Annotated in this window: 15 protein-coding genes; 13 read left to right on the forward strand and 2 right to left on the reverse strand. The window is 71.6% G+C overall.

Annotation, left to right across the window (positions count from 1 at the left end):
- Positions 1-27 precede the first annotated feature (27 nt).
- From ACFY1H_RS31585 to ACFY1H_RS31600, 4 genes are all read left to right on the forward strand, one after another.
- Positions 28-864, forward strand: coding sequence for an isoprenyl transferase (locus tag ACFY1H_RS31585; RefSeq protein WP_366582593.1), 837 nt, complete (start codon positions 28-30; stop codon positions 862-864).
- Entirely contained in the window at positions 861-1,283 is a 423-nt protein-coding gene (locus ACFY1H_RS31590; protein ID WP_285973986.1) for a YbjN domain-containing protein, read from the forward strand. The genes ACFY1H_RS31585 and ACFY1H_RS31590 overlap by 4 nt, the downstream gene beginning before the upstream one ends.
- A 131-nt stretch (positions 1,284-1,414) precedes the next feature.
- Positions 1,415-2,434: a permease gene (locus tag ACFY1H_RS31595; protein ID WP_366582594.1), complete on the forward strand. Its 1,020-nt coding sequence runs from the start codon at positions 1,415-1,417 to the stop codon at positions 2,432-2,434.
- Positions 2,431-3,210, forward strand: a complete 780-nt coding sequence (locus ACFY1H_RS31600) for a TIGR03943 family putative permease subunit (RefSeq protein ID WP_386952426.1) — start codon at positions 2,431-2,433, stop codon at positions 3,208-3,210. The genes ACFY1H_RS31595 and ACFY1H_RS31600 overlap by 4 nt, the downstream gene beginning before the upstream one ends.
- Positions 3,211-3,217: 7 nt before the next feature.
- On the opposite strand, the gene ACFY1H_RS31605 is transcribed toward ACFY1H_RS31600, so the two are convergent.
- Together ACFY1H_RS31605 and ACFY1H_RS31610 are read right to left on the reverse strand one after the other, a co-directional pair.
- Positions 3,218-3,673, reverse strand: a complete 456-nt coding sequence (locus tag ACFY1H_RS31605) for a Fur family transcriptional regulator (RefSeq protein ID WP_366582596.1) — start codon at positions 3,671-3,673, stop codon at positions 3,218-3,220.
- Between the two features lie 2 nt (positions 3,674-3,675).
- Complete coding sequence (locus ACFY1H_RS31610; RefSeq protein WP_366582597.1) at positions 3,676-4,077, reverse strand: metalloregulator ArsR/SmtB family transcription factor; 402 nt, start codon at positions 4,075-4,077, stop codon at positions 3,676-3,678.
- A gap of 281 nt (positions 4,078-4,358) precedes the next feature.
- Between ACFY1H_RS31610 and ACFY1H_RS31615 the strand changes: the two genes are divergently transcribed.
- The 9 genes from ACFY1H_RS31615 (at position 4,359) to ACFY1H_RS31655 (ending at position 12,694) form a co-directional block, all read left to right on the forward strand.
- A complete protein-coding gene (locus ACFY1H_RS31615) occupies positions 4,359-5,468 on the forward strand; it encodes a hypothetical protein (protein ID WP_366582598.1) in 1,110 nt (369 codons plus the stop codon).
- 6 nt (positions 5,469-5,474) lie between these two features.
- Positions 5,475-6,113 carry a class F sortase gene (locus ACFY1H_RS31620; protein WP_366582599.1) on the forward strand — a complete coding sequence of 213 codons (639 nt, stop codon included), beginning with the start codon at positions 5,475-5,477 and terminating at the stop codon, positions 6,111-6,113.
- A 75-nt stretch (positions 6,114-6,188) separates the two neighbouring features.
- Entirely contained in the window at positions 6,189-6,830 is a 642-nt protein-coding gene (locus ACFY1H_RS31625) for a class F sortase (protein ID WP_366582600.1), read from the forward strand.
- A 91-nt stretch (positions 6,831-6,921) separates the two neighbouring features.
- Positions 6,922-8,310 carry a glycine--tRNA ligase gene (locus ACFY1H_RS31630; RefSeq protein ID WP_366582793.1) on the forward strand — a complete coding sequence of 463 codons (1,389 nt, stop codon included), beginning with the start codon at positions 6,922-6,924 and terminating at the stop codon, positions 8,308-8,310.
- A gap of 149 nt (positions 8,311-8,459) precedes the next feature.
- Positions 8,460-9,416, forward strand: a complete 957-nt coding sequence (locus ACFY1H_RS31635; protein WP_386952431.1) for an ATP-binding cassette domain-containing protein — start codon at positions 8,460-8,462, stop codon at positions 9,414-9,416.
- On the forward strand, positions 9,413-10,153 hold the full coding sequence (locus tag ACFY1H_RS31640; protein WP_386952434.1) for an ABC transporter permease: 741 nt from the start codon (positions 9,413-9,415) through the stop codon (positions 10,151-10,153). The genes ACFY1H_RS31635 and ACFY1H_RS31640 overlap by 4 nt, the downstream gene beginning before the upstream one ends.
- Positions 10,154-10,264: 111 nt before the next feature.
- A complete protein-coding gene (locus ACFY1H_RS31645) occupies positions 10,265-11,398 on the forward strand; it encodes a sensor histidine kinase (RefSeq protein WP_386953050.1) in 1,134 nt (377 codons plus the stop codon).
- Positions 11,395-12,000 (forward strand): response regulator transcription factor, encoded by a 606-nt coding sequence (locus ACFY1H_RS31650; protein ID WP_360600620.1) that lies wholly within the window; start codon positions 11,395-11,397, stop codon positions 11,998-12,000. Before ACFY1H_RS31645 ends, ACFY1H_RS31650 begins: the two co-directional genes overlap by 4 nt.
- A 43-nt stretch (positions 12,001-12,043) precedes the next feature.
- The gene (locus tag ACFY1H_RS31655; protein WP_386952437.1) at positions 12,044-12,694 is read left to right on the forward strand and encodes a YdcF family protein; all 651 of its coding nucleotides are present in this window, start codon (positions 12,044-12,046) and stop codon (positions 12,692-12,694) included.
- Positions 12,695-12,714: the final 20 nt, after the last annotated feature.

Consider the following 12,714-nt stretch of genomic DNA (forward strand, 5'->3'; position numbering starts at 1 on the left):
AATTTTCACTCTTCCAGGAGGCGCGAAGTGCTGCGCAGGGGACGCGAGGTCCGGGCGTCGGGGTACGAGCTGCGGGCACCGGATCCGCACCCGTCGGGAGCCAGGCCGCCGGAGATCCCGAAGGATCTCGTGCCGAAGCACGTGGCGCTGGTGATGGACGGCAACGGGCGCTGGGCCAACCAGCGGGGCCTGCCCCGCATCGAGGGCCACAAGCGCGGCGAGGCCGTGATGATCGACGTGGCCAGCGGCGCCGTCGAGCTCGGGGTGAAGTGGCTTTCGGTCTACGCGTTCTCCACGGAGAACTGGAAGCGCAGCCCGGAGGAGGTCCGCTTCCTCATGGGCTTCAACCGCGACACCATCCGCCGCCAGGTCGACTACCTGGGCTCGATCGGCGTGCGCATCCGCTGGGCGGGGCGCCGGCCGAAGCTGTGGGCCAGCGTGATCAAGGAACTGCAGGTCGCGGAAGAGAAGACCAAGAACAACACCAAGCTCAACATGACGATGTGCGTCAACTACGGCGGCCGCGCCGAGCTGGGCGACGCGATGCGCCGGATCGCGCAGGACGTGGTGGACGGCAAGGTCAAGGCCGACAAGATCGACGAGCGCACCATCGCGAAGTACCTGTACCAGCCCGACATGCCCGACGTGGACCTGTTCCTGCGGCCCTCGGGCGAGCAGCGGACGTCGAACTTCATGCTGTGGCAGTCGGCGTACGCGGAGATGGTCTTCCAGGACACGCTCTTCCCCGACTTCGACCGCACGCACCTGTGGAACGCCTGCCTCGAGTTCGCCAAGCGCGACCGCCGGTTCGGTGCCGCGGTCGACCAGGCGGAAGCCGAGCGCGCGGCCGGGGAAGCGTCGTGAGCACCTCCGAGGCGGCCGACACGGCCGCGCTGCTCGCGCTCGCGCGCGAGGCCCTGGAGCGCTACCTCGACGTGCACGTGGACGACGACGGTGCGATCACCTTCCGCCACGCCGAGGTCCCGTGCGTCATCCAGGCCACGCGCCTGGCCGACGGGCTCACGGTGCTGAGCCTGACCTGCGTGGTCGCCTGGGACCTGCCGGACAACCCGGCGATCGCCGTCGCCGTGGCCGAACGCGCGGGGCAGGGCCTGTTCGGCACGCTCGGTGTGGGCCACACCGACAGCGGGGTCGACGTGACCCTGCGCTACGCGTTCCCGGCCGAGGGCATGGATCCGTCGGCGCTGGGCACGTTGCTGATGCTCGTGGTCTCCACCGCGTCGCAGCTGCGGACGGAACTGCCGGGGCTGGGCCAGGACTGACGTTTTCGCGCCCGGCTTGTCCGGTTGGCGGGCGCGCGAACGGCGGATTCGGGCCGAAAACGGTCCGAGCGGTCCCGTCGCGCTGTGTCCCGCTGGGGTCGGGCGGGTCCGGGCTGGCATCATCGGGCCTCGTGAAAACCCTTGTCGACAACGCGCCCGAGCAGAAGCGGCGCGCGCGGCGGATCCGGGTCAGCTCGATCGAGATCCTGTGCGCGGTGCTGCTCGTCGCGATCCTCGCTCAGGGCCGGCTGCAGGACCTGTTCGACGTGCCCGCGCTGCGCACCGGCTCCACGGTGTTCGTGGCCGTGTGCGTGCAGGCGCTGCCGTTCCTCGTGCTCGGCGTGCTGATCAGCGGTGCGATCGCCGCGTTCGTGCCGGCGCGGGTGCTGGAACGCGTGCTGCCCAAGCGCGCGGGCGCGGCGGTGGGGGTCGCCGGGCTCGCCGGCGTCGCGCTGCCGGGGTGCGAGTGCGCGTCCGTGCCGGTGGCACGGCGGCTGATCGGCCAGGGGGTCGCACCGGCCGCGGCGCTCACGTTCCTGCTGGCGGCGCCCGCGGTGAACCCGGTGGTGCTGGTGGCCACGGCGGTCGCGTTCCCGGGCCGGCCTGAGATGGTGCTGGCGCGGTTTCTCGGTTCGCTCGCGACGTCGATGGTGATGGGCTGGATCTGGGCCCGCTGGGGCAAGCTCTCGTGGATCACCGAACGCGCGCTGCGGCGGCTGCCCGACGTCGAGCCGGGGCAGCGCTGGAAGGTCTTCGCGGAGACCGCGCGCACGGATCTCGTCGAAGCGGGCGGGTTCCTCGTGCTGGGCGCGCTGATCTCGGCGACGCTCAACGTGCTCGTGCCCGCGAAGTGGTTCGGGGTGCTGGCCGACCAGGTCGTGGTCGGCGTGATCGTGATGGCGGTGCTGGCCGTGGTGCTCGCGCTGTGCAGTGAGGCCGACGCGTTCGTGGCCGCTTCGCTCACGGCGGTGCCGATGCTGCCGAAGCTGGTGTTCCTCGTGGTCGGCCCGGCCATCGACGTGAAGCTGTTCGCGCTGCAGGCCGGCACGTTCGGGAAGTCGTTCGCGGTGCGGTTCGCGCCGGTGACGTTCGTGGTGGCGCTGGCGTGCGGCACGGTCGTGGGCGCGCTGCTGCTGGGGGGTGCGCGATGAGGCGCGAGACGCAGAACGTGCTGCTGATCCTGCTCGGCGGGGCGCTGGTGAAGATCGCCGTGAACGGCGACTACCTGCGCTACGTCAAGCCCGCGCAGCAGCCGTGGATCATCGCGGGCGGCGTGGTGATGCTGGTGCTCGGCGCGGTCGCGATCCTGCGTGACCTGGTGACGGCGCGGGCCGTGGCCAAGGCGGCGGCGCTCGAGTCCACGGCGGTCGGTCACGAAGGCCACGACGGCCACGAGCACGTCGACGACGGCCACGGCCACGCCCACCCGGCGCGCTCGGCCTGGCTGCTGGTGGTGCCCGTGCTCGCGGTGTTCCTGGTGGCGCCGCCCGCACTCGGCGCCGACTCGGTCACGCGCACCACGGCGCGCGTGCCGCAGAGCGCCGCGACCACGTCGGCGGCCGCGTTCCCGCCGTTGCCGGCGGGCAAGGTCGTGGAGCTGGCGATGAACGAGGTCGTCACCCGAGCGGGCTGGGACTCCAACGGGACGATGAACGGCCGCACCATCGGCATGTCCGGGTTCGTCGTGCACGAGGGCAGCACCACGCTGCTGGCGCGCCTGGTGATCAGCTGCTGCGCCGCCGACGCCGCACCCGTGACCGTGCACCTGAAGGGCGGCGCCGCCGACCGGTTCCCGAGCGACACGTGGCTGAAGGTCACCGGGCAGGTCGTGCCCGGCACGGCGAACGAGAACAACTCGTACACGCCGGATTTCGTGCCCGCGACCGTCGAGCGGATTGCCGCGCCGAAGGACCCCTACGAGTACTGAGGGCGCGTCAGCTCGCGTGCTCGGCGCAGGTGCCCGTGATCTCCACGGTGTGGCTGATGTCGGAGAACCCGTGCTCGGACGCGATCTTCTCGGCCCAGCGCTCCACGGCGGGGCCCTCGACCTCCACCGTGCGCCCGCACACGCGGCACACCAGGTGATGGTGGTGGTGCGTGGAGCAGCGGCGGTAGATGGCCTCGCCGGAGTCGGTGCGCAGCACGTCGATCTCGCCGGCCTCCGACAGCGACTGCAGCGTGCGGTACACGGTGGTCAGGCCGATGCCGTCGCCGCGCTTGCGCAGCTCGTCGTGCAGTTCCTGCGCGGACCGGAAGTCGTCGACCGTGTTGAGCAGGTCGACCACCGCCGTGCGCTGCTTGGTCGAGCGGCGCCCGGGCACCGGGGCGGAGTTGGTACTGGGGCTCGGGGTGGGGGCCGATGGGGGCGCCGGGTGGGGGGTCGAGGTCATGGTCACTTCCCTTCCTGCACGTGGGCGACCGCGTCGACGACGATGTGGGCCAGGTGGTCGTCCACCAGGCGGTACACGACTTCCCGGCCCCGGCGTTCGCCCTGCACGACGCCCGCCGTCTTCAGCACGCGCAGGTGCTGGCTGATCAGCGGCTGAGCGACGTCGAGGGCGTCCACCAGCTCGTGGACGCACCGGTCGGCCTCGCGCAGCTGCAGCACGATGGCGATCCGGACGGGGGCGGCGAGCGCGCGCAGCAGGTCGCCGGCGTCGGCGAGCGCGGAGCCCGACGGACCCAGCGGGCCCGAGGCGGAACCCGGAGCCTCGAGCGGGCCGGCCGGCGCCGTCACCGGGTCACCGGACGTGCCGGTGCCGGCCGAAAGAGCGCCCGTGCTGGCCGGTGCCATCGTTGCCTCCCCTTGCGCGCGAAGCCGCCGGACGAGCCGGCGGGTTCCGAAGTCGGATGTCATTGTCGACAACGGTCATCGCCATCGTAGTGTTCCCCTCCGTGGCCCCGGTCGGTCACCGGTCACCCACACCAGTCTCACCCGATCGGGTGAGTTCGTCAGGAATCGGCACTTCAGCTTCGCAACCGGTGGCCGACGGTGCAAGGTTGACGCGGGGGCGTTTCGTCGCTTCTCGTACGCTGACGATCCGCCCGGATCGAGGCGGAGGCAGTGGGGAGACAATGACTCGTTTCGTGACGAAGGCGGCAATTCTGGCGGTGGCGGCGTTGCCCGCACTCGCTCCGGTGGCCGCCGCGCAGACGACGCAGACCGTGAAGGCCGTCGACGAGAAGACCGGTCCCGTGTCGTTCGCCAACGTGGCGTCGGTGCGGCTGGGCTCCGACCCGCAGCACGGCGGCTCGCTGATCACCGAGACGCAGCGTTCACCGCTCACCCCCGGCCAGTCGAAGCTCTCGGCCGACCGCGTGGCCGTGCCGAAGAACGACGGCGAGCGCTCGACGTTCGGCGGCAACTGGGAAATCGACCTCGGCAAGTTCGGCGACGCGGCCACGAGCCCGTACCCGGCCGGGATCGCGAGCCGCGACCACAACGTCGTCGCGGCCCTGCAGGCCACGAACGTGCCGACGGCCGTCGCCGAGACCAACTACGCCCTGCGTGACAACGCCCGCAGCAAGGCCCGCCCGGTCGACAACACGATGCTGGTGCTGGAGAACGCGCGCAGCGCCGCCGACTGCTCGGCCCCGAACAAGGTCACCGGCACCACCACGCTCACCCGGCTCTGGGTGCGCGGCGAGGACGACACGCTCAAGCAGGTCTCGATGCCCGCGGGCTCGGCTTCGCTGAGCGTGAAGAACCTGCGCATGGGCGCGCCCGGCTCCGTGCCGCAGGCCGACGCCGGCAAGACGCTGTCGGACGTCGTGGTGTCGCGGATCTCGGCGTTCGACCAGCTGATCAAGCAGGACGGCTGGCGCGGCGGCGACGTCACGGCGCAGGCCGGCTGGCGCGTCGACGTGACCACCCACGTGCACGACGCGTCGAACGCGTTGCTGCAGGACGTGAACACCACGCTGGTGCTCGGCGGCGTGAGCTGCTCGATCCCGAAGAACTTCGTGGCCGTGTCCGGCGGCAGCGGAAACGGCAACGGCGCGACCGCGACGCAGCCGCCGGTGCCGACCGAGGTCCCGGCCGGTTACCTCGGCACGACGGCCGCTGCTCCGGCGAGCGACTACCGGCTGCCGCTGGGCCTCGGCCTGCTGGTCGCCGGCCTGGTGTTCGGCGGGCTCGCGATCGGGCTGGGCCGCCGGCGCACGGCGCGTTCGCGCGGCGAGTAGGTCCCCGTGCTGCGCACCGCGCTGGCCGTCGTGTCGGCGGTCGTCGCCGTGCTCGCGCTGGCCGCGGGCGTGGTCGTGCTGACCTGGGGCCCCGCGCCCGTGCCCGCCGCCGCGGCCGAACCGCCGCCCGGCTCGCTGCCGGGCGAGGACGGCGCGCCCGCCGAGCTGCCCGCGGACGGCGCCGCCGTCGGGGTGCAACGGCCCGGCAGCGTCCGCCTGCCCGACGGGTCCGAGGCCCGGCTCGTGCGCACCGAGGTGACGCTCGACGGGATCCTGCCGATCCCGCGCGGGCTCGGCGACGCCGCGTGGTGGGGCGCGCGCCTCGGCTCGAAGCAGGGCGCGGCCGTGCTGTCCGGGCACGTGAACTGGGCCGGCACGAAGGGACCGTTCGACGACCTGTGGCGCGTGCGCACGGGCGACAACGTGAGCATCGTCGACTCCGCGGGCGGGCGCTGGCTCTACCGCGTGACCGGCGCGGCGACCGTGCGCAAGGAGCAGCTCCCGGAGCAGGCGCCGCAGTGGTTCGCGCAGACCGGGCCGCACCGGCTGGTGCTCGTGACCTGCGGCGGCGACTACGTCGGCGGCACCGAGGGCTACGACGAGAACCGCATCGTCACGGCGAACCTGGTCTCGCGTCCGGACTGAGCCCGATCGGGTGCAACCCCGCCCGCGTCCCGCGGCATGTCTTCCTGCGCACGACACACCGAAGCAGGGAGCACGATGCAAGGGACACAGGAACGGCCCGCGAGGACCAAGTGGGCAGCGGCCGCCGTCGGGGCCGTGGTGGTGGCGGCGCTCGTCGCCGCCCTCCTGATTTTCACCCGAAACGATGAACCCGGTCTCGCCAGTACCGCGGCCTCGGTGCCGGTACCGACGGCGGGAGCGGGCGCGGCGCAGCGGCAGGCCGACCCGGGGCGGACGCCGGGCACCGTGCTGCTGCCCGGCGGTGGCACGGCGAAGCTCGTGCAGGAACCCGTGGGTGACGACGGCGCGCTGGTGATCCCGCAAAGCCTCGCCGAAGCCGCGTGGTGGGGCTCGGGTCTGGGTGCCGACCAGGGCGTGACGCTGTTCTCCGGGCACGTGAACTGGAAGGGCCGCACCGGTCCGTTCGACCAGCTGTGGCAGGTGAAGCAGGGCCAGACCGTGACGGTCACCGACACCTCGGGCGGCAAGTGGAGCTACCGCGTGGACGAGGTCCGCACGATCCACAAGTCCGGGCTCGCCGCGGAGTCGGCGAAGCTGTTTTCCCCGGACGGGCCCCACAAACTGGTGCTGGTGACGTGCGGCGGCGACTACGTCGGCGGCACCGAGGGCTACGACGACAACCGGGTCGTCACGGCGTCGCTGACGGGCCGGCCCTGAGCCCTGCTCACCTCGCCGGAAGCACCGCGGGGGCGGCCGGATACGCTGAACCTCCTAGTCCAACCGTCCCCGCATGCGTCCGGAGCGTGGAGTGCCCGCCAACACCATCGAAACCGTCGTCAGTCTGTGCAAGCGCCGTGGCTTCGTCTTCCCGTCGGGAGAGATCTACGGCGGCACCAGGTCGGCGTGGGACTACGGGCCTCTCGGCGTGGAGCTGAAGGACAACATCAAGCGCCAGTGGTGGAAGACCATGGTGCAGGGCCGCGAAGACGTGGTCGGTCTCGACTCGTCGGTGATCCTGCCGCGCCAGGTCTGGGTCGCCTCGGGCCACGTGAACGTGTTCACCGACCCGCTGATCGAGTGCCTCCACTGCCACAAGCGCTTCCGCGCCGACCAGCTCGCCGAGGACTACGAGGCCCGCACCGGCAAGGCGACGTCGGAGGACGACCTGTCCGACGTGCCGTGCCCCAACTGCGGCACGCGCGGCAGGTACACCGCGCCGCGCGACTTCAACATGATGCTCAAGACCTACCTCGGCCCGGTCGAGTCCGAGGAAGGCCTGCACTACCTCCGCCCGGAGACCGCGCAGGGCATCTTCGTGAACTTCCTGAACGTGCAGACGGCTTCGCGCAAGAAGCCGCCGTTCGGCATCGGCCAGGTCGGCAAGTCGTTCCGCAACGAGATCACGCCGGGCAACTTCATCTTCCGCACGCGCGAGTTCGAGCAGATGGAGATGGAGTTCTTCGTCGAGCCGGGCGAGGACGAGCGCTGGCACCAGTACTGGATCGACGAGCGCACCAAGTGGTACACGGACCTCGGCATCAAGCCGGAGAACCTGCGCCACTTCGAGCACCCCAAGGAAAAGCTCTCGCACTACGCGAAGCGCACCGTGGACATCGAGTACCGGTTCGACTTCAACGCGGGCCAGGAGTGGGGCGAGCTCGAGGGCATCGCCAACCGCACCGACTTCGACCTCACCACGCACTCGAACCACTCGGGCGTGGACCTGTCGTTCTTCGACCAGGCCTCGGGCCAGCGCTACCGCCCGTTCGTCATCGAGCCGGCGGCCGGTGTAGGCCGCTCGATGATGGCCTTCCTCGTCGACTCCTACGACGAGGAAGAGGTGCCGAACGCCAAGGGCGGCACCGACAAGCGCACCGTGCTGCACCTCGACCCGCGGCTCGCGCCGTTCAAGGCCGCGGTGCTGCCGCTCTCGCGCAACGCCGACCTTTCGCCCAAGGCCCGCGACCTGGCCGCCACCCTGCGCAAGCACTGGAACGTCGACTTCGACGACGCCCAGGCCATCGGCCGCCGCTACCGCCGCCAGGACGAGATCGGCACCCCGTACTGCGTCACCGTGGACTTCGACTCGCTCGAAGACCAGGCCGTCACCGTCCGCGAACGCGACAGCATGACCCAGGAACGCATCGCGATCGACAAGGTCGTGGACTACCTGGCGCCTCGGCTGCTCGGCTGCTGATTTCTTTCCGCGCAACGGCCCTTCCCCGGTTTCGGGGGAGGGCCGTTGCGCTTTGCCGGGCCACGACCGGGGACCCCTGACACCTGTCACGGTCACGTCGTGACGCTCGGCCTGCGGACCGACGCCGAAATCCCGGCAGTCTTCAAGCCATGGAAACCACACAGGCCACGCGCGGGGCGCGGGACGTCGCGGCGGGGGCCGCCGTTCGGTTGGGCGGGTTGAGGAAGCACTACGGCGCCGTGAGGGCCGTCGACGGGGTCGAGCTGACGATCGCGCCGGGGGAGGTGGTGGCGTTGCTCGGGCCGAACGGGGCGGGCAAGTCGACCACCGTCGACATGATCCTGGGGCTCAGCAAGCCCGACTCGGGCGAGGTCACGGTGTTCGGCAAGACGCCGGGTGACGCGGTGCGCGCCGGGATGATCGGGGCGATGCTGCAGGGCGGGGCGCTGCTGGAGGACCTGACCGTGCGCGAGACCGTGCGCATGGTCGCGAAGCTGCACCGCACGCCGATGCCGCTCGATCAAGCGCTGCAGCGGGCGGGCATCGAGGACATCGCCGACCGGCGGGCCAACAAGCTCTCCGGTGGGCAGAAGCAGCGCGTGCGCTTCGCCGTCGCGCTGGTGTCGGACCCGGACCTGCTGGTGCTGGACGAGCCGACGGCCGCCATGGACGTGGGGACGCGGCGCGAGTTCTGGAAGTCCATGTACTCCTTCACCGACAGCGGCCGCACGGTCCTGTTCGCGACGCACTACCTCGAAGAGGCCGAGGAGTTCGCCGACCGCGTGGTGCTCATGCGGGCCGGGCGCGTGGTCGCCGACGGGTCCGTCGCGCAGGTGCGCGCGCTGGCCGGGGGACGCACCATCCGGGCCGTGCTGCCGGGCGCCACCGAACAAACCGAACGGCTCGTGGCGACGCTGCCCGCGGTGACCGACTTCGAGCTGCGGGGCGAGCGCGTGGCGATCTCCAGCAGCGAGTCGGACGCCACGCTGCGCGCGCTGATGGCCGCCGTGCCGGCCGTGCACGACATCGAGATCGGCGCCGTCGGCCTCGAAGGCGCGTTCCTGTCCCTGACCAGCGACGAAAACCAGGAAGAAGCAGCCCGATGAACCCGTCCTACCTCGCCGTCGAGATCCGGCGGCTGTTCCGCTCCATGCGGTTCCTCATCTTCGTCGTTGCGTTCCCCGTGGTGATGTTCCTGTTGCAGGCCAACGTCTTCACGAAAGAGTCGGCCCCGGACCACGCCGCCGTGGTGGCCGTGGTGATGGTCAACATGATGGCGTTCGGGCTCTTCGCCGCGGCGACCACCAACGGCACGCGCCTGGCTCTCGAACGCGCCAGCGGCTGGCAGCGGCAGCTGCGGCTGACCCCGTTGTCGGGTACGTCCTACCTCGGCGGCAAGGCCGTGGCGGGCATGCTCGTGGGCCTGCCCGCGCTGCTGCTGGTGCCGCTCGTGGCGATCTTCGCCGAGGGCGTGCACCTCGACGGGGCCGGCTGGCTGCGCGTGATCGCGGGCCTGTGGCTCGGCACCATCCCGCTCGTGCTGCTGGGCCTGCTGATCGGCCAGATCGCGACGCCCGAGTCGATGCAGCCGATCTCCATGATCGTGATGCTCGGCATGGGTTTCCTCGGCGGCCTGTGGATCCCGCTGGAGGGCATGCCGGCGTGGATGCAGGACGTGTCGCAGCTGCTGCCCACCTACTGGCTGATCGGGCTGGTGCGCCCGGCCGTGACCAACGAGCTGCTCGTGAGCTTCCCGGCCGCGCTCGCGGTGCTGGCGGGCTGGACCGTGGTCCTCGGAGCGCTCGTGATCAGGCGATACCGTAAGGACAGCGCCCGGGTCTGACCGGGTCAGGAGGGAACGACGGTGGAGCGGACGAAGGACGACCCCGGGTCGATCGCGGTCACCCGGTTCCGGTTCGCGCTGAACGACCGGGCCTCGTGGTGGGACGACCCGATGGTCGGGCACCGGGGCGGGCCCAACAAGATCGGCTGGCCGATCTTCGCGGTGCTCTTCCTGCTGCCGTTCCTGATCCCGGCGACACACGGGCTGGTCGAGAGCACCGACCCGGTGTGGGCGCGGGTGCTGATGGGCGTGCTGTTCTACGCCTACGGCGCCTGCTACGCGATCTTCCCCGCGGTGTTCGGAAAACCGACCAGGGTCAAGCTCGTCTTCGGCTGCGCGATGCTGGCGCTGGGCCTGCTGTCGGCGCTGCTCACCGACGTCAGCCCGTACATCCTGCTCTACGCCACCGCCACGCTCGCGTTCCTCTTCCCGGCCGGCTGGGCGGCGATCCTCGACACGCTCGCGTTCGGTGCCGTGGCGATCGTGCTGCTCGCCGGCGGCAAGATGGACGCCGACGGCGGCGACCTGATCTCCGTCGCCGCGATCACGCTGGCGATGTTCTTCATGGCCAACCTCATCCGCGCCATCCGCCGGCTGGAGATGGCCAACAAGGAGATCGCCACCCTCGCCGTCGCCAACGAGCGCCAGCGCGTGGCCCGCGACCTGCACGACCTGCTGGGCCACAGCCTCACCACGATCACGGTGAAAGCCGGCTTGGCGCGGCGGGTGCTGGAGAGCTCCGGCGACATCCCGCGCGCGGTCGAGGAGATCCGCGAGGTCGAGGGCCTGACGCGGAGCGCGCTGTCGGACGTGCGGCTGACCGTGTCGGAGTACCGCGAGGTGTCGCTGGCCGCGGAGCTCGCGGGGGCGCGGGCGGCGCTGCGGGCGGCGGAGATCGAGGCGGACCTGCCCTACGCCGTGGACAACGTGCTGCCGCAGCTGCAGAGCACCTTCGGCTACGTGCTGCGCGAAGCGGTCACCAACGTGCTGCGCCACTCCGGGGCCAAGTGCGTCAGCGTCCGGTTCGGGCGCGACTGGCTCGAGGTGGAGGACGACGGCGCGGGGGCCGATGCGGTGCAGGGCAACGGGCTGCGTGGGCTCACCGAGCGCGTCGGCGGCGTCGGGGGGACGCTGCGCAGCGGGCCGCGGGCCGGGGGAGGATGGGTGGTCCGGGCGGAGGTTCCGGAACCGGAGCCGCCGGCCGTGCAGGCCGTGCGCGCCGAACCCGCGGGAGGACTGGCGTGATCCGCGTTCTGCTGGCCGACGACCAGGCGATGGTGCGGGGCGCCCTGGCCACCGTGCTCGGGCTGGAGGCCGACATCGAGGTCGTGGCGCAGGTCGGGTCGGGCGACGAGGTGCTGGCCGCGGCGAAGGAATCGGCACCGGACGTCGCGCTGCTCGACGTCCAGATGCCCGGCAAGGACGGCCTCGCCGCGGCCGCCGAGCTGCACACCGCGCTGCCCTCGTGCCGTGTGATCATCTGCACCACCTTCGGCCGGCCCGGGTACCTGGCCCGCGCGATGGCCGCGGGCGCCGCGGGGTTCGTGGTGAAGGACGCGCCGCCGGAGCAGCTCGTGGAGGCCGTCCGGCGCGTCCACAGTGGACTGCGGGTGGTGGATCCCGCGCTGGCGGCCGAATCGCTGGCGACCGGGGCGAGCCCGCTCACCGGGCGCGAGCGTGACGTGCTCTCGACCGCGCGCGACGGCAGCACCGTCGCGGACATCGCGAAGGCGCTGTTCCTCTCGGAAGGCACTGTGCGCAACCACCTTTCGGCCGCGATCGGCAAGACGGGCGCCCGCACGCGCGCCGAGGCCGTGCGGCTGGCGGAGGAACGCGGCTGGCTCTGACGCCCGGGGTGCCTCCGTCCGGATCGCGCGCGGCTCTGAAAAGATGACGGGCATGAGGACACCACCCACGTGGGCGAACTGGCTGCGCCGCGTCGCGTTCGGCGCGGTGCTCGTGGTGCTCGCCGTCGTCGGCGGCACGGCGTTTCGCGTGTGGCAGGTCGCGCGCGAGAACGACCGCACGCCGGCCGACGTGATCGTGGTGCTGGGGGCAGCGCAGTACAACGGCAAGCCGTCGGACATCTTCACGGCGCGGCTGGAGAAGGCGCGCCAGCTCTACGACGCGGGCGTCGCGAAGATCGTGGTGACCGCCGGGGGCAAGAAGGCGGCCGACAACTTCACCGAGGCCGCGGCCGGCGCGCGGTGGCTGACGCAGCACGGCGTGCCCGCGTCGGCGACGCTGGCGGTCGGCGAGGGCAGCGACACGCTGCGGAGCCTGCGGGCCGTGGCCGACCAGGTGCAGGCGCGCGGCTGGCACACGGCGGTGCTCGTGAGCGACCCGTGGCACTCCTACCGCGCGCGGACGATGGCGGCGGACCTCGGTCTGGACGCGTGGACCGCCCCGACGCACAGCGGCCCCATCGTGCAGGAGCGCGTGACGCAGGTCCGCTACATCTTCCGCGAGACGGGCGCGCTGCTGTTCTACGAGCTCACGAAATCGCCGGCCGACGAGCTGTTCGACACCTTCATGGGCTGAACTTCCCCGGGGAATTGTCG

The sequence above is a fragment of the Amycolatopsis sp. NPDC001319 genome (assembly GCF_042896185.1).
GTDB lineage: Bacteria > Actinomycetota > Actinomycetes > Mycobacteriales > Pseudonocardiaceae > Amycolatopsis.

What these genes read in the sequence shown, in the direction of transcription:
- ACFY1H_RS31600 (WP_386952426.1), top strand. Translation starts at nt 2,431, where the DNA reads ATGAGGCGCGAGACGCAGAACGTGCTGCTGATCCTGCTCGGCGGGGCG.
- ACFY1H_RS31605 (WP_366582596.1), bottom strand. Translation starts at nt 3,673, where the DNA reads ATGACCTCGACCCCCCACCCGGCGCCCCCATCGGCCCCCACCCCGAGC.
- ACFY1H_RS31610 (WP_366582597.1), bottom strand. Translation starts at nt 4,077, where the DNA reads ATGGCACCGGCCAGCACGGGCGCTCTTTCGGCCGGCACCGGCACGTCC.
- ACFY1H_RS31615 (WP_366582598.1), top strand. Translation starts at nt 4,359, where the DNA reads ATGACTCGTTTCGTGACGAAGGCGGCAATTCTGGCGGTGGCGGCGTTG.
- ACFY1H_RS31625 (WP_366582600.1), top strand. Translation starts at nt 6,189, where the DNA reads ATGCAAGGGACACAGGAACGGCCCGCGAGGACCAAGTGGGCAGCGGCC.
- ACFY1H_RS31635 (WP_386952431.1), top strand. Translation starts at nt 8,460, where the DNA reads ATGGAAACCACACAGGCCACGCGCGGGGCGCGGGACGTCGCGGCGGGG.
- ACFY1H_RS31640 (WP_386952434.1), top strand. Translation starts at nt 9,413, where the DNA reads ATGAACCCGTCCTACCTCGCCGTCGAGATCCGGCGGCTGTTCCGCTCC.
- ACFY1H_RS31645 (WP_386953050.1), top strand. Translation starts at nt 10,265, where the DNA reads ATGGTCGGGCACCGGGGCGGGCCCAACAAGATCGGCTGGCCGATCTTC.
- ACFY1H_RS31655 (WP_386952437.1), top strand. Translation starts at nt 12,044, where the DNA reads ATGACGGGCATGAGGACACCACCCACGTGGGCGAACTGGCTGCGCCGC.